This window comes from Pseudomonas sp. HS6-2 (assembly GCF_049325675.2).
Lineage (GTDB): Bacteria > Pseudomonadota > Gammaproteobacteria > Pseudomonadales > Pseudomonadaceae > Aquipseudomonas > Aquipseudomonas putida_N.
Window position 1 is genome coordinate 1,488,820 of sequence record NZ_CM143906.1, and the last position, 15,136, is coordinate 1,503,955.

Consider the following 15,136-nt stretch of genomic DNA (forward strand, 5'->3'; position numbering starts at 1 on the left):
GGCCAACCTGGCTGCGGGCGGCACTGACTGGGTGGACAACACGATCCAGCGCCTTCGCTTCAACTTCGCCAATGCGCTGGATGCGGTGTTCGATGTCGACTGGATTGCAGTCGGTAGGGTAGGGCCTGGCGCATCGAGCAAGGCCGTACAGTCGCTGTCTTCAGACGTAACCCAGCAGGGTTCTACGCTCACCAGTCAGGCCCAGGCACTGCTGGCGCTCACCAACCGCGTCACCGACACCGAGGGCGTGAACAGCGCCCAGGCTTCGGCCATCAGCCAGATCGACACCACAGTCCAGCAGCAGGGCACCGCTCTAACTGCCCAGGCGCAACGCCTGGACGGCATCTATGTCCAGGTGAACCCGGAGATGGAAGGTGATTCGACTGGACTGGCGGGAGCCACTGGTGGACTGGTTGGTGTCTGGACTGTGCAGTCGGCTGTGGTCGAGAACGGCATAGCCACCGGCAAACGCATCGATACCGTCCAGTCGCAGATGGGCGATGTCAGCGCTTCCGTGCAAACGGTTAGCAAGACAGTCGCAGGTGTGGATGGGAAGGTTTCGGCCATGACGACCATCAAGGCCGAGACGATCGCTGGCGGCCGCAGGGTGATGGCCGGGTTGGCGCTGGGAAGCGACGGACAGACCAGCGAGATCCTGGCCTACGCGCAGCGCTTCGCCATCGTTGACGAGTCGTCAGGGCAGATGGTGCTGCCGTTCGTGGTTTCCAACGGCCAGGTCTTCATCAACCAGGCGGTGATCAACACGGCATTCATCCAGCAGATTGTGGCAGGCATGACCATCCGCTCCCAGGCGGTCAACTCGCAAGGGTTACCGCTCCTGGAGCTGAACTTCGTGACCGGCGCAGTGAGCATCCGCGGGCAGGACGCCAACGGTTCGACCCTGCTCAACAACGGCGGCTTATACGTGTACGACGCCGCTGGCATCGAGAGGACTGCAGTGGGGAGGCTTACCTGATGGCTGATCTGTACGGGCTCCGGACGCGGGATGCGTCCGGGGTCATCACCCTCGATACAACGATCACACCGGTGCGATCGTTGAAAATGATGCAGGTGGTTGGGAATGGAGCCTTCGACCAGTACATCTCGATACCGGAGATCAAGGCGCAGTCGTTCGTTGTGGTGGATACCCTGGCCGACAATGGCGAATACACCTGGAGCCCTCTGGCGTGGTACAGCACTGGCCAGCTGCAGCTGAGGCAGCCATTCAACAACACCTGGCAGGTGATGATTCTGTCACTGGGCGGTGAGCCATTCGCGGCTCCAGGGTCCTACGGCATCCGAGCCTCGAACAACAACATCAGGACCCAGATCGACTCGGTCAACCAGGTGCTGTCAGTCCGCTACAACGGTCGGTTCAACATCGGATTTCAGGGGCCAGGCAGTGCAAACCAGATCCAATGGGCTGACGTGACCTTTCCCGCGCCGATCACCACGTACGAAAGGCCGCTGGTGTTCCTGAATGCGGACAACTACATGATGGTTGGAAATTTCTCGGTTAAGGGAAGCCCGGGTAACTGGACCGGTTTCAGGTTAAAGGCCTGGAACAACCAGCCAGCGCACGGCGATACAGCGCTCTATCCGATGTACATCAACTGGTACTGCGCGAGCTACCAGGCACCGACTTCAGCTGTGGGGGCATACGGGGCGTCAGTGAAAAACGCCGCTGGGGTGCGGACGTTCGTGACGACGGCAAATTTGTCGCTACTGAACGGGCAGCCTGCCTCCAACTCATTCGCGCTTTCGGGAAATCCCATCGTTGCCGGTCCTTCATATTCGCCAGGATTTCAGATGGCCTGGACAGGAAGTTATCAGGACTATGTTCTGGCTAATGCCTTGTTCTCAGCGACGAACATTGGTGCGACTGGCCAGCCATTTCGCGAGAACTTTGGTGGTTTCCTTCCCGGTAACCGATCAGTCTTGCAGATGTATACCTACAACGGCGGCGGTACTAACCCGGTTACTCCAAACGGCAGGACGCTTTTTGCCTCCAGGCCAATGAAGCCTCTTTAAGGTAGAGATATGGCAAAGCAAAATATCAACCTCGGCACCGCGCCCACAGGTGCGGGTGGTGATGATCGGCGCAGCGCGTGGACGAAGGCTATCGCCAACTTCACCGAGCTTTATGACTTCCTGGCGGGCGCCGCGAATGCTGCGTCACTCCCCGCCAGCCTCGCGGCTGCTCTCGACAATGTCGGCGGATACCGCAGGGCAAATGCCCTAGGGGCGGTCAGTCAAGCCGGCGGCGTTCCAACTGGCGCGATTATCGAGGCCGGCAGCAACTCCAGCGGCAGCTACACCAAGTTTGCTGATGGCACCATCATCATGCGTGGCGTGGCAAATCTTGACCAAGCGAGCATGGGGGTAAAGGCGGGCTCTTTTGCACTACCTGTGGCGCTGGCTGGCGCCTATCACATCGTCCTGAATATCACGTCGGTCAACGTCTCTAACGAGTTCAAGGGCTACGCACGGACGGCCGCAACCAACACCACATCGTTCCAGATCATTCACTCTTGGGATGTTATCCAGACCTACGGCTATCAGTGGGTCGCATTCGGTAGGTGGTTCTGATGATTATCAAGTTCTGTACCGTCTTCTCTGATCAGCCGTTTAGCCTTTCCCGGCTGGGTGACATGCTGACTATCAATGGCTTGGCCCTGGACTTCGCCAAGCTGCCCGAGGGCGCGACGCTGCCTGCGGGTGCAATCAGCTGTAACGACGTGCTTGGTCCAGTGGAGCGTCGTGATGGCAAGCTGCGCATCACGCTGTTTCTCCGCCATCCTGTGGACGCGCCTGAGGTCGCCCGCTTCCCTGGCGACATCATTGATCCGCCGGCCGGCCCAATCCTCGTGCCAGGCATTGAGCAGAGTTCGCCGCCTCTCGTGGCCGCCGGTGTAATCGACTGGTCGCAGGTCATCACCGCCGAGGCCAAAGCCCAGGCTCAGCAGGAGCTGCTGCTGGCCGGCGTCACTGCTGAGGTCGCCCAGCGCCGCGCTGCAGCTGACCAGGCCATCGCGCCCCTGCAGGATGCTGTCGACCTGGAGGAGGCCACCGAGGCCGAGACCGACCAGCTCAAGTTATGGAAGCGCTACCGCGTGGCGCTGAGCCGTCTGCACGAGCAGGAAGGCTACCCAACCGAAATCGACTGGCCCGCGCCACCGGCCTGACCCGATCCCGCAACAACCCCGAGACCGCCGCCTGGCGGTATTTTTTTGCCTGGAGAAAACCCATGCCTTTCATCGTCATCAACCGTACCAACGCTCTCGACCCGATCCGCACCGTGGAGTACGCCACCGAAGCTGAAGCTGACGCGGCTGCCCGCAATCTGCTGAGCAGCCAGCCCGGGTCCGAAGTGCTGACCGCCAAGCTGCTCAAGCGCTACTCCGCGAAGGTCGAAGTTACCGAGCAGGAAGCGGCAGACATCGCGCCTGAGGCGCCGGCAGAGGAGGCTGGCCAATGAGCACTCCGCGCGGCGTCCGCAACCGCAATCCAGGCAACATCGATTTCAATCCCCGCAACGACTGGCAGGGTCAGATCGGCAAGGAACCTGGTGGCCGCTTCGCCATCTTCGACACGCCCGAGAACGGCATTCGCGCCCTGGGCAAGCTGCTGATCAACTACCGGGGCAAGGACGGTATGCCCGGTGTGGGCGGGAAGGGCATCGACACCGTGCTCGAAACCATCAACCGCTGGGCGCCGAGCAACGAGAACGACACCCAGGCCTACGCCGGCGCCGTGGCGAAGCGCCTGGGCGTGCGCACCACCGACCCGATCAACATCAAGGACGCGGCCACGCTGCGCGGCATGGTGCTCGGCATCATCATCCACGAGAACGGCGGCAACCCGTATACGCCGGCAGTCATTGATGAGGGCGTGCGGAGGGCGCTGGCGTGAATGCCTGGTTGCTGCGAGCCGCTGGCGCCGGCCTGCTGATCCTGCTCGGCATGGTGGTGGGCGCCTGGGCCACCACCCGCCACTTCCGCCCGCTGCTCGACGCCGAGCAGGGCCAGGTGGCCACCTGCAAGGCTGCGCGCGACAACCTGGCCGGCCTAGCCGCGGAGCAGGGCAAGGCCCTGGGCGACTTGGCCTTGGCCACGAACGAGCGCCAGGCCAGGGCAGAGCAGGCTGTGACCGAAGCCAAGGCCATCGCTCAGGCTGACTACGCCGCAGCGAACCGGCTGCAGCAGGAGCGTACCGGCGGCGATCAATGCGCAGCGGCCACCTCGATCATCGACAAGGAGCTTGGACTATGAAGCTGGTCCTGAAACCGCTCACCTGTGGGAGCGGGCTGGTGCTGTTGCTGGCGCTGGCCGGGTGCGCAGGGGAGGTGGAGCCGCAAGTGAAATACGTGCGCGTTGAGGTTCCAGTGCAGGTGCCGTGCCGGGTGCCAGAGGTAGCGATACCGGCCTGGGCGGCTGACGGCCTTCGAAAGGCCGACAGCCTGGAGGTAAAGGTGCGGGCGCTGCTGGCTGAACGTCGGCAGCGAATCGGATACGAGCGTCAGCTGGTAGCGGCCACCAGTGCTTGTAGGTGATCAGGAGCTCTATGCCGCTCCGCCTGAGCCGCCCCAGAGCTTGGAAATCACGTCCCAGTACTTGTAGCCGGCTCCGAGAAGGGAAGCCAAAAGTACGATCAAAGTCGTGATCCAATGAGTCTTTACCTGTTCGAGGATGTAAACGGGGTGGATGCCGTTCACGTCGAACCAACTGCCGAGGGTTTTCAAATTTTTCGCATGCATCCGCTCGAAGATATTGCAGAACATGTCGAGCTTTCGATGCGTGGACTGATGAAGCTTTAGGTACTCGCCGTTGACGAACGCTTCGGCCTCTTGTGCTCCGGTGAGGCCATCCTTGTCAGCGATCTGGTTGAGCTCGACGATGCTGAAAATTCGGCCTTTCCGACCTGACTTCGATTCGTGAGAGGCATACTGACGGCCGTAAATCGCCACCAATACGCGAGCGAGGTCGACTTTCCGGTCGTCTTGGAGTTCGAAGGGCTGGCCTCCGAGAGTCCGGAACCTGTGTTCCAGGGCGAAAAAACCGTAGTTCTCATCCCGCATATTCCAGTGCAGGAACCTGCAGCTGCTGTGCTGCCGAAGGAAATCGAAATATCCTGCGAGCATCGCCTTTTCCAGCTCGGGGAAGTTTTCGTTGATCTTGTCAAGGCAATTCTGAAGCTCGGCTGCCTTGTGAATGGACCACGATCTGGTCTGAGCCGACTGCAGATTACGGACCGCGATCGAGGTTACCCTGGTGGAGCCGCCCGTGGAGTTCTCGTAGAAGGACTCGCACGAGTAGTGCACCACGTACACCTGCTGCGAATTATCGTATAGATCCTCAACCAGCTTCCGGTTCGCTGCTCGTTGTTTGACCCGCGCTACCTCAGAACCCATGCCTCACACCGCTCCATCGTTGGTGGCCTCGCCGAGAATGGGCAGACAGCCAGCTTTTTAACGGGTGAGATCCTACCAATTTCCCTGGGGGAATTTTGGGGGAATCGCTCCCCCGAACGGTGTGGAGTTCTGCTACGTTAACATGCGTTGAAGTCCTTGATTTTACTGGGTTGGGAAAAATGATCCCAAAAAAATATAGTCTCGAAAACGGATTCGAAATCCGTTGTACTGGCAACAGTACCTAGGGTTCAAATCCCTATCTCTCCGCCATACAAGATGAAGCCCCGCAGATTAACGTCTGCGGGGCTTTTTCGTTTCCAGCGCTTTAGCTGCGTTTCAAGTTACCAAGGCGTTGGTTCCAGCGCGCCGACACCGGTAGGGGTGGTGCTGCCTTCGCCATTGCGCAGGAATGCCAGGTGCCAGAAGTCGTTGGGTACAATCTCGTCACCTGGCTTGACGTTTTCCGGGAAGATGAACTCGAACACCGGTGCCACGTACTGCCCGGCAGTCAGGCCGTTGGCGACGGTCAGGCGGCCGGCGTTCTGCAGGCAGCTATCGACCCCAGGTTGCGGCAGGGTATTGGTGGGCACGCACAGTGAGCGAGCGACCACCCGCAAGGTACGGCTTGGCTGGCTGAGCAGGCCGGTCGGTGCCTTGGAGGCACGCAACCGTGCGCGCTGTGGCTGGGGGCCAACGTTTTGCGTGGTGATCCCGCCGGAAGCGCCGGCACAGGTAGCCGCCAGCACGCTGGCAGGGTCGCATTCCCCCGTCATTTCAAACGGCGTGATCCAGCGGTTGCGTTGTACGCCGGTGGCAGGGTCGACATCGATCAGGTAGATGTCCACCGGGGTCTTGACGTCGGTCGTCTCGGCTTCGAGGAAGATCCGGTCCTGGGTTTCCTGAGCTGCACCGTTGACTGCGACCGCGGCCGGGTCAGCAGTGCCGACGCCGAATTCGCCAATGGCCAGATAGCTGGGCTGAGAGCCCGGCTGGGTGTAGATGCCGAGGTTGGCCTCGATGGTGTGGGCGGAAATGAAGTCCGGCACACCGGCCGTGTTCGATTTGAACAGTGTGCCGGAGTAGGTGATGAAGTCGCCGACTTCAAACGGTACCTGTTGCGTCGGGTCCGGGTCGGTAGCGGTCCGGGTCGGGTCACTGAAGCGCTTCATGACGAACTGGCTGCAATACAACTGGCCTGCCTTCGGGGGTGTCAATTCACCTGAGGCAGGCAACGCCACGCCAGCCTGGGCAAAGTTGCGGCAGTTGTTGGTGGTGGTCGGTGTCACCACTTTAGGCCGGTTTTTCTGTGGGCAGAGCGGGTCGTCACCGGTACGAGGTACGCACATTGGGTAACCCGTTGCCGCATGAATGGTCGGGTTGGCGTCATCTACCGAGAAGCGCGCGTCGGGGCTCTGGGCCCGACCGAAACGCCCGTTGGGGTCGTTGATCTGCAAGACGGTCGGTTGCGGCGAGTTGGTACTCGTTACTTCTATGTTCCCAGTGGTCTGATCAATCCTGCTGATATAGCCACTGCCGACCTGGGCCGATTGCTGGGAGACAAAGATCAGCCCGGCAATTTGTTTGCCAGCGACGGTGTTGCCGACAACATGCACTTCAAATGAAGGATAAGTAGCCGGTAGTTGTTTAAGACCCAGCGGGCCGCCCTGTACGAACTCGGCCCAAGTGAGTGTATTGGCGGGCATCTGGATGACCGAGTTGCAGGGCACGGTAATGGTTGTGCCGTTGACCACTACCGTACCGCCCAAACGGTTCGGGTTGCTGGTATTCGGGCAGTTGCTATTGCTGCTGTCGACAGTCATGTCCTGAATGAAGCCGGTAATGTCGAAGCCATGGATAGCCAAGGGGTCGACGAAAATCGGGTCAGGTAATGTGGGCGTAGTGAAGGGGGATGGCGTCCCCTTGACTGGCTTGTCAGTCCCACCCTTGGCCCAGGCCTCTCCAGGCCCGGCAATACTCAATGCCAGGGCGGCGACTACGGCCCCGGCAAGCACTGCCGGACGAGCGACAAGCGTGCTGAGCCGCGTTAGAGCGGGGACTGCTGCTGAAGTTTTTAATCCTGCAGGTGTGCTCATAATGGTCTCCGAAATGCTGCCAGCCTCTTTGCAAGCATTCGATCTACCGTTAGAGGGCTCGTGTTGCACGAACGCCTGTGCAATAACTACGGAGCGAGACGGATATCGAATAAACGGCTCGCCTGGATTTCCGAACTAGGGATGCTCCGATCAACTTGTCGTGCAGCCGCGGCAAGTTGCAATTTTCCAGGCACCTACAGCGTCATTGGACGAAAAGTGACCGAAAAATCATGTACGGAGAGCTTTTTCGACCGGTTCTCCGTGTTAAACGCGAACCTCACCCATACCCATGAGCTGTTTTCGAACCCTCCACAGGTTTGCCAGGGCGAACAGCGTGGTCAACTGAGCCGTGTTTTTCATCAGCCCACGAAAACGTACTTTCACGTAACCAAACTGCCGCTTGATCACGCGAAACGGATGCTCGACCTTGGCCCGTGTCTGAGCCTTGCAGAACTCGATCTTGCGCTTGGCTTTGTACAGTACGCTGCGCTGGTTCAGCTTGGAATAGGTGCTGCGACGCGCTGCAATCTGCCAGATCACCCCCCGATTTTCATGCTCTTCGCGCCTTTCGACACCGGTGTAACCGGCATCTGCATACACGGCGTTTTCTTCGCCATGCAGCAGTTCAGCCACCTGCGTGACATCGGCCACATTGGCAGCGGTGCCATGGACGTGATGCACCAGGCCGGACTCGACATCGGCACCGATGTGCGCCTTCATCCCGAAGAAATACTGACCGCCTTTCTTGGTCTGGTGCATCTCGGGATCACGCTTGCCTTCTTTATTTTTGGTCGAGCTGGGGGCATGAATAATGGTGGCATCGACGATGGTGCCTTGGCGCAGCGACAGGCCTTTTTCCTGCAGATAACCATTGATGACCGCAAGGATTGCCGGTGCGAGCTGATGCTTCTCCAGCAAGTGCCGGAAGTTCATGATCGTGGTGTCTTCGGGGATTGGCGCGCTCAGCGTCAGGCGTGCGAACTGGCGCATGGGCGTGATTTCGTAGAGCGCTTCTTCCATGGCCGGGTCGCTCAGGGAGAACCAGTTCTGCAACAGATGGATGCGCAGCATGGTTTCCAGAGGATAGGGTTTTCTACCGCCGCCGGCCTTGGGGTAGAACGGTTCGATCAGCTCCAGCAGGCCTGCCCAGGGCACCACCTGATCCATTTCGGCGAGGAAGCGCTCTCGGCGGGTTTGCTTGCGCTTGCCGGCGTACTCAAAGTCGGAAAAGCTCATCTGGCTCATGGGCGGCTCGGATCAGGTGTTGCGGGGATTCTCGCATAACTGAAGGCTTGTTCGGAGATTCCCTAGGGATTTCCATCGATCTCGAGCGGCGATGTACTGGCCGGTTCCGGACATGGTCGCGAGAGGAAGTTCCTTGAGCCATAACGGTCAAAGCACGGGTTGTGCCAGTGCCAGGTTGAAATGGCGAACCCCGGAAAAACTGTTACCAATTGTAAAAAATTTATTCACAACCCATCTTTTTAACAATTGGGCAGCCCAGTTGTGGGGGTGCAACGCCAGAATTGGGTGGTGGGGGCGTGGACGGGCGCGACCCATAGGTTCGATGGCTTGCGGCTACTTGGATCCAATGCCTGAGTTCTGTATCATCCCGCCGCCATCAGAAAGATGGCCGAAGATATGCATTTAAAGGACTTAGTATGAAAAAGCTGTTCAAGGCCACTGTCGCCGTTGCTGTAGTATCCGGCGTTGCCCTGCTGTCGGGCTGCACTGGCCAAGTCTACAACCAGCAGAAAAACTGCTCGTATGACTACCTGTTCCACCCTTCGGTTTCCATCTCCAAGGTCATCGGTGGTTGCGGCCCGATCGATAAACTGCCTCAGCAGCAGTAAGCCTGGTGATCCCCAGATCTCGCCGCTAGCGGCCTGATCCGAAGCCCCCGGTCATGCAGATGGCCGGGGGTTTTTGTTGGCTGAAGGGTTTGCGAAAAGCCTGACCCCGCTGAGACAACCCGCCGCGTTGACCCCTGGCCGCCAATTTGTTTGTGCTGGCATTTCGGTTACAATCGGCGAAACGATTCAGCCTTGTCGGTCAATTCGACAAAAGCCTGAGTCGTTTTCTGGTTCTCTGGCTGCTGAACAATCATCAATAACAAACCTGCGCTGAAGGACATGGAACACTTTGGGCCAGCCACAGGCCCACCCTCCGTTCTACTGACTGGAATTGATCAATGTTCAAGAAAGCTGGCAAGACCTTGCTGGGTCTGGCTGTCGCTGCGAGCTTCATGCAAGCGCACGCCGCAGAAACCAAGAAAGTCGATGTGCTGCTGGTTGGCGGCGGCATCATGAGCTCCACCCTGGCCGTGTGGTTGCACGAGCTGGAGCCAAGCTGGTCGATGGAAATGGTCGAGCGCCTGGACGGCGTCGCCGAAGAAAGCTCCAACGGCTGGAACAACGCCGGTACCGGCCACTCCGCGCTGGCCGAGCTGAACTACACCCCGGAAGACAAAGACGGCAAGGTCAACATCTCCAAGGCCATCGAAATCAACGAAGCCTTCCAGATTTCCCGCCAGTTCTGGTCGTGGCAAGTTCGCCAGGGCGTGCTGAAGAACCCGCACTCGTTCATCAACACCACTCCGCACATGAGCTTCGTGTGGGGCGATGACAACATCAAGTTCCTCAAGAAGCGTTACGATGCGCTGCAGGCCAGCCCGCTGTTCCGCCCGATGCAGTACTCCGAGGACCACGCGCAGATCGCCAAGTGGGTCCCGCTGATGATGGAAGGCCGTGACCCGAACCAGAAGCTGGCGGTCACCTGGACGCCCATCGGCACCGACGTCAACTTCGGCGAAATCACCCGCCAGTTCGTTGGCCACCTGCAGACCCAGAAAGGCTTCGACCTGAAGCTGTCCAGCGAAGTGCAGGACATCACCCGCAACAAAGACGGCTCCTGGCACGTCGAGTACAAGAACCTCAAGGACGGTACCGAATCGGCCACCGACGCCAAGTTCCTGTTCATCGGTGCCGGCGGCGGCGCGCTGAAGCTGCTGCAGAAGTCGGGCATTCCTGAAGCCAAGGAATATGCTGGTTTCCCGGTGGGCGGTTCGTTCCTGGTAACCGAAAACCCGACCATTGCCATGCAGCACATGGCCAAGGCCTACGGCATCGCCTCGACCGGCGCGCCACCCATGTCGGTACCGCACCTGGACACCCGCGTGCTGGACGGCAAGCGCGTGATCCTGTTCGGCCCATTCGCCACCTTCTCGACCAAGTTCCTGAAGAACGGTTCGTACCTGGACCTGCTGAGCAGCACCACCACCCACAACGTGTGGCCGATGACCAAGGTCGGTATCGACCAGTACCCGCTGGTCGAATACCTCGCCGGCCAGCTGATGCTGTCGGATGACGATCGCTTCGAAGCCCTGCGTACCTACTTCCCGAACGCCAAGAAGGAAGACTGGAAACTGTGGCAGGCTGGCCAGCGTGTGCAGATCATCAAGCGTGACGAAGAGAAGGGCGGCGTGCTGAAGTTGGGCACCGAAGTGGTGGCTTCTCAGGACCGCACTATCGCCGGCCTGCTGGGCGCCTCGCCAGGTGCTTCGACCGCCGCGCCGATCATGCTGAACGTGCTGGAAACCGTGTTCAAGGAAAAGGTCGCTACCCCTGAGTGGCAGGCCAAGATCAAGGAAATCGTACCGAGCTACGGTACCAAGCTGAACGACTCGGCGGCGGCCACCCAGAAAGAGTGGAACTATACCGCTGAAGTGCTGCAGCTGGAGAAGCCACCGGTGATCGACGACAGCGTCGGCACCGCCGTGGCGCCGAGCAAGCCGGTTGAAAGCAAGCCAGAGAACGACATGGCGCTGTAATCAGGCGATGTGGGTCACAAAGAGCCACGGGTGATCCCCGTGGCTTTTTTATTGCGGTTTCGGCAGGGGACTGTCGATGGCGAGCTCCTGCAGCACCTCGGTCAGGTCGAGGTCCACGGCCAGCGCCAGGAAACTTACGTCACCTGCATCGCTGACGGGGAATACCTTCGCTTCGGTGGCAGCCCTGAGCACCACCTGATCGCCGTGCATGATGTGCAGTTCCGAGCCATCGGGCATTTCCAGCTTCAAGCTGCCCGAGGTGGCGAAGAGCAGCAGATCGTTGCCCGGGCTCAAGTGTGCAGCCGCACGCAGGTGGCGATACTCGGCAATCCAGCCATCGCGCAGGAACGTCTTGCTCAAGGCATAGGCCAGCGAGCATTCCAGTGACAGGTCAGCCATTTCATCGATCACCCGGTCGCGTGGAACCTGGGGCATCAGGCGGGAAAATTCACTCAGATTGGTCAGCGTGACTTTCCGGCGGGCAAGGCTCATAGCGGTTTCCTTCTCAGATCCGGGCCTCAAGCCAGCAACGTGATCGCCACATGCCCGGCGACACCGGCACACACGCTGTAGATCAAGCTGCGCGACCAGTACGCGACAATGACCACCGGAATCGCTGCCAGCAGGTCGGCATTCAGGCCCAGCAGCGAGCCGTCCTTGGCCACCAGCAAGGCGGGTACGGTGATGCTGGCGATGATTGCCACCGGCAGGTATTCAATGACGTCATTGAACCACTTGGGGGAGTTCTCCATCTTCAGCAGAAACGGTGTCGCGCGGGTGAGGTAGGTGATGGCGGCCATCAGCATCACCGCTGCGATCAGGTAGTTCTTTTCAGGCATAGCCCTGCTCCACAGCCAACGGCGGTTGCGATGAATACGTTCAAGGGCGAGGGCGCAAACATGTTCAGCAGGCAGGTGGTCACGATAACCACCAGGGCGATGACGGCTTTGGTGAAGGTGCTGCACAGCGATATCAGCACGAAGATCATCATGGCCGTCAGGGCATAGTCCAGCTTGAACTGGGAAAACCGGTTCAAGGCATCCGATGCCACCGCGCCAAACACCGCGCCGACGATCCAGCTGGCATGGCAATAGGTATTGAACTGCAGCAAATAACCCGGTGAGGTCGGCTTGCCGTTCTCCAGGCGTTGGCTGTGAAAGGCAAAGGACTCATCGGTCAGGCCGAATGCGTACAGCAGCTTCTGCGGCTTGCTGATCGGCAGTTGCGCGCTGCGTTTGGACATGTACATCGCCATCAGCATGTGCCGCGAATTGATCAGCAAAGTCGACAAGGCGATGGTGATCAGCGGTGCGCTGGTGGTCATCAGTGCCAGTGCGGCGAACTGCGCCGCACCGGCGTAGACGAATAGGCACATGGCGGCCGGCAGCCACAAGGGCAGGCCGGCGTTGATGCACATGACACCAAACACGAAACTGACGACGAAATAGCCGGTAACGATCGGCAGGGCGTCGACCAGGCTTTCCTTGCGCGAGGTGGTTAGCAGCACCGACGAGGTCACAGGTCGACCTCGCAGGTGATTTCACCACGGGTTTGCAGGAAACCTTGCTTCTGCCAGAAGCTCAGTGCGTTGGTGTTGTCATTCTCGACGAACAGAAACACCCGACGAATGCCGTGCTGGCGGAAATCGCTGAGTATCGAGTTGGCCAATGAGGTGCCGATCCTGCTCTGGCGATAGTCCGGCGCCACCGCCATGTGATTGATGGTGCCCCGTGTGCCCATCAAGCCCCCTGCGACCGCACCGACGATGGTGCCAGTGTGGTTTTCAGCCATGTAGCAATAGGTATGCTCCGAGCCGAGCAAGCCTTTGAGCAGCCCCTCATCCTGCCAGTCGCAGAATGAGGTCTCCTCGAAGCGACGGAAGAAGTCGACGATCTTGCGGGCATGGAAAGGCGTGGCTTTCTTGATGCTCAGGCCATTGATGTGTTCACTCGGAAACAACTTCGGCACCGGGCCGATGTAACTAGTCGATAATGTCATGCTCGCTGCCCGGTCGAGAGAAGGAAATTGCAATGATCTGCCGATAGCCCATTTCCGAAGGGCTCGGGTTGATCGCCGGAGTGACATAGTGTTGCAGTTCGCGGTCGAGGAAGTAAGTGGTGTCGAGAATGTTCAGGTAGGTGCCGGAGTCGATCACATTCGACTGTTTGTCATAGATGTTGCTGGTAGCGCCCTCGACGTTGTGACGGCCCCAGAAGTGCACGCCGCTGAACGGATAACCGTCGCAGTGAATACCTTCAGGGGTAATTTCGATCTGCGCCCCCGGTTTGATTTCGATACGGATCTGGTGCACTTGGCACTGCCAGGTGACCGTGTGCAGTTCTTCAGGCAATACCGCCTTGTACACGTCGAAATCCAGGCGAATCAACGCGCGCAGAATCGGTGAGTTGAACACATCGGCACTGATGTCATCGAAATGACGTGCCATGCCACCGACATAGTTGTTGTGCGCTTCGGATTGTTCGTAGGCGCGGTGATTGAGTTGGCACAGTTCGCCGGTGACCGGGTTGAAGTCGAAGTCGCTGTAACGGCGATAGCGGGTGCCTTTTTCGGCCTGGCCGTAATAACGGTCGACGCCCATGGTTTCCCAACTTTTGGAAAACTCGACAAACTCGTTGAAGCCCCCGTTCAACACATAATCGCTGCCCAGGACGTTAACGGTCTTGTTTTGTCGCAGGGCCGTATCGATGTTTCTATTCAGTGTCAGCATGGCAAATCTCTTTTTATGTAAAAGCTGCCAAAAATCTAACAGTTGAATCGCCCGCCGAAACTTCACTTTTTTTTGACGTGCCTCAACCGTTGCTTGCTACCCAGACGGCGTGCACCGTTATCGGGCAGACAGTGCTGGCGGTTGTGCGATATCCTCATGCCTTTCGTTGACGGCCTGCGTCAACGGAACGGGAGGGAGAGTGAATGGACATCAAGGTGCTTAAAAACATCGTGACCGTAGCCCGCACGGGCTCTATCACCGATGCGGCCGAACAGGTACACGTCACGGTCCAGGCCTTGGCTGCTCAGTTGAAAAAGCTCGAAGATCATTGCGGCTTCAAATTGTTCGACCGGACCAACAAAGGGGTATCGCTGACCCAGGAGGGCATGGGCATCCTGCCGCATGTCCTGGAAATCGTGCGTTCATCCGAGCGCATGCAGTTGAAGATCAATCAGCTGCGCCAGAGCCGCAACCAGCGCCTGCCGTTGCGGGTTGCCTTGAACAGCACGCTGTCGATGGAAATCAACCAGCAGATAATGGGCGCCGTGGTCAGCAAGTTGTCTGGCTACAATCCGATCTTCAGTTGCTCGGAGTCGCCCGACAACCTGGTCAAGCTGGCCAAGGACGAAGCAGACATGGTGGTGGTGCTGGGCGACAGCATGGGTGAAAACTACCATTCGGTACCGCTGAAGGGCTTGCGCATCGAAGTCGTTGCCTCGTCAACCAGCAATGACCGCTCAGCGCCGTGCGCGGTGATCAAGCCTTTGCCGGAATGCCCGTATCATTCGATCTTTACCCGCTTCGCCGAGCGCCGGCCAGGCATGCTGGACGGGGCAACCGTGTTCCATTCCGGCAGCGAGATCGTCAGCGTATCGATGATCAAGAGTTTTGGCGGCGTGGGCGTGCTGTCGCGGGCGGTTGCCGAGGCCAATGACCTGTTCATCTGGCCGGGTTTCTCCGACTTTCTCGATGTTTACCTGGTCATGAAAGAACCGTGGATCATCGAAGAGGAGTTCCCGCTGTTCTGCGCGGTCCCCACACCCATCCGTAGCCTGGACGCCATCAGCGCCTGACCT

Annotated in this window: 18 protein-coding genes and 1 pseudogene; 11 read left to right on the plus strand and 8 right to left on the minus strand. The window is 59.1% G+C overall.

The genetic code is table 11. From position 1 onward, the window contains the following. Window positions 1-526: 526 nt before the first annotated feature. The 8 genes and pseudogenes from ACOKS3_RS07065 to ACOKS3_RS07100 all read left to right on the plus strand — a co-directional run. Window positions 527-976: pseudogene (locus ACOKS3_RS07065) on the plus strand (phage tail tip fiber protein); the annotation flags it as partial. Then, the gene (locus ACOKS3_RS07070; protein WP_463581471.1) at window positions 976-2,031 is read left to right on the plus strand and encodes a hypothetical protein; all 1,056 of its coding nucleotides are present in this window, start codon (window positions 976-978) and stop codon (window positions 2,029-2,031) included. The pseudogene ACOKS3_RS07065 and the gene ACOKS3_RS07070, both read left to right, overlap by 1 nt. Before the next feature lie 9 nt (window positions 2,032-2,040). Further along, the gene (locus ACOKS3_RS07075; RefSeq protein ID WP_422764679.1) at window positions 2,041-2,589 is read left to right on the plus strand and encodes a hypothetical protein; all 549 of its coding nucleotides are present in this window, start codon (window positions 2,041-2,043) and stop codon (window positions 2,587-2,589) included. After that, window positions 2,589-3,185, plus strand: a complete 597-nt coding sequence (locus ACOKS3_RS07080) for a tail fiber assembly protein (protein WP_463581474.1) — start codon at window positions 2,589-2,591, stop codon at window positions 3,183-3,185. Before ACOKS3_RS07075 ends, ACOKS3_RS07080 begins: the two co-directional genes overlap by 1 nt. Before the next feature lie 62 nt (window positions 3,186-3,247). Continuing rightward, window positions 3,248-3,478, plus strand: a complete 231-nt coding sequence (locus tag ACOKS3_RS07085) for a hypothetical protein (RefSeq protein ID WP_103446296.1) — start codon at window positions 3,248-3,250, stop codon at window positions 3,476-3,478. Then, a complete protein-coding gene (locus ACOKS3_RS07090; protein WP_103446297.1) occupies window positions 3,475-3,912 on the plus strand; it encodes a structural protein P5 in 438 nt (145 codons plus the stop codon). The genes ACOKS3_RS07085 and ACOKS3_RS07090 overlap by 4 nt, the downstream gene beginning before the upstream one ends. Beyond that, window positions 3,909-4,271 carry a hypothetical protein gene (locus tag ACOKS3_RS07095; protein ID WP_103446298.1) on the plus strand — a complete coding sequence of 121 codons (363 nt, stop codon included), beginning with the start codon at window positions 3,909-3,911 and terminating at the stop codon, window positions 4,269-4,271. Before ACOKS3_RS07090 ends, ACOKS3_RS07095 begins: the two co-directional genes overlap by 4 nt. Beyond that, a complete protein-coding gene (locus tag ACOKS3_RS07100) occupies window positions 4,268-4,552 on the plus strand; it encodes a hypothetical protein (RefSeq protein WP_103446299.1) in 285 nt (94 codons plus the stop codon). Before ACOKS3_RS07095 ends, ACOKS3_RS07100 begins: the two co-directional genes overlap by 4 nt. A gap of 9 nt (window positions 4,553-4,561) precedes the next feature. On the opposite strand, the gene ACOKS3_RS07105 is transcribed toward ACOKS3_RS07100, so the two are convergent. From ACOKS3_RS07105 to ACOKS3_RS07115, 3 genes are all read right to left on the minus strand, one after another. Further along, window positions 4,562-5,410, minus strand: a complete 849-nt coding sequence (locus tag ACOKS3_RS07105; RefSeq protein WP_181004457.1) for a hypothetical protein — start codon at window positions 5,408-5,410, stop codon at window positions 4,562-4,564. A gap of 341 nt (window positions 5,411-5,751) precedes the next feature. Next, window positions 5,752-7,272, minus strand: a complete 1,521-nt coding sequence (locus ACOKS3_RS07110; protein ID WP_422764674.1) for a hypothetical protein — start codon at window positions 7,270-7,272, stop codon at window positions 5,752-5,754. A 495-nt stretch (window positions 7,273-7,767) separates the two neighbouring features. Further along, window positions 7,768-8,748 (minus strand): IS5-like element ISPa41 family transposase, encoded by a 981-nt coding sequence (locus tag ACOKS3_RS07115; protein WP_014003920.1) that lies wholly within the window; start codon window positions 8,746-8,748, stop codon window positions 7,768-7,770. A 416-nt stretch (window positions 8,749-9,164) separates the two neighbouring features. Here ACOKS3_RS07115 and ACOKS3_RS07120 point away from each other — a divergent pair, with 416 nt between their 5' ends. Both ACOKS3_RS07120 and mqo read left to right on the plus strand, forming a co-directional pair. Continuing rightward, window positions 9,165-9,356 carry a DUF4223 family protein gene (locus ACOKS3_RS07120; RefSeq protein WP_027918621.1) on the plus strand — a complete coding sequence of 64 codons (192 nt, stop codon included), beginning with the start codon at window positions 9,165-9,167 and terminating at the stop codon, window positions 9,354-9,356. Window positions 9,357-9,694: 338 nt separating this feature from the next. Then, the gene (gene mqo / locus ACOKS3_RS07125) at window positions 9,695-11,332 is read left to right on the plus strand and encodes a malate dehydrogenase (quinone) (RefSeq protein WP_103446301.1); all 1,638 of its coding nucleotides are present in this window, start codon (window positions 9,695-9,697) and stop codon (window positions 11,330-11,332) included. Window positions 11,333-11,380: 48 nt separating this feature from the next. Here the strand turns inward: mqo and ACOKS3_RS07130 are convergent, their stop codons facing one another. From ACOKS3_RS07130 to ACOKS3_RS07150, 5 genes are read right to left on the minus strand one after another with little or no spacing between them, the layout of a single operon-like run. Further along, on the minus strand, window positions 11,381-11,824 hold the full coding sequence (locus tag ACOKS3_RS07130; RefSeq protein WP_103446302.1) for a hypothetical protein: 444 nt from the start codon (window positions 11,822-11,824) through the stop codon (window positions 11,381-11,383). Window positions 11,825-11,850: 26 nt separating this feature from the next. Next, window positions 11,851-12,171 carry an AzlD domain-containing protein gene (locus ACOKS3_RS07135; protein ID WP_103446303.1) on the minus strand — a complete coding sequence of 107 codons (321 nt, stop codon included), beginning with the start codon at window positions 12,169-12,171 and terminating at the stop codon, window positions 11,851-11,853. After that, entirely contained in the window at window positions 12,150-12,851 is a 702-nt protein-coding gene (locus ACOKS3_RS07140; RefSeq protein ID WP_422764262.1) for an AzlC family ABC transporter permease, read from the minus strand. The genes ACOKS3_RS07135 and ACOKS3_RS07140 overlap by 22 nt, the downstream gene beginning before the upstream one ends. Beyond that, on the minus strand, window positions 12,848-13,330 hold the full coding sequence (locus tag ACOKS3_RS07145) for a GNAT family N-acetyltransferase (RefSeq protein WP_103446304.1): 483 nt from the start codon (window positions 13,328-13,330) through the stop codon (window positions 12,848-12,850). The genes ACOKS3_RS07140 and ACOKS3_RS07145 overlap by 4 nt, the downstream gene beginning before the upstream one ends. After that, window positions 13,314-14,060, minus strand: coding sequence for a 2OG-Fe dioxygenase family protein (locus tag ACOKS3_RS07150; protein WP_103446305.1), 747 nt, complete (start codon window positions 14,058-14,060; stop codon window positions 13,314-13,316). Before ACOKS3_RS07150 ends, ACOKS3_RS07145 begins: the two co-directional genes overlap by 17 nt. Window positions 14,061-14,263: 203 nt before the next feature. Between ACOKS3_RS07150 and ACOKS3_RS07155 the strand changes: the two genes are divergently transcribed. Next, the gene (locus ACOKS3_RS07155) at window positions 14,264-15,133 is read left to right on the plus strand and encodes a LysR family transcriptional regulator (RefSeq protein WP_103446306.1); all 870 of its coding nucleotides are present in this window, start codon (window positions 14,264-14,266) and stop codon (window positions 15,131-15,133) included. The last annotated feature ends 3 nt before the right edge of the window (window positions 15,134-15,136 follow it).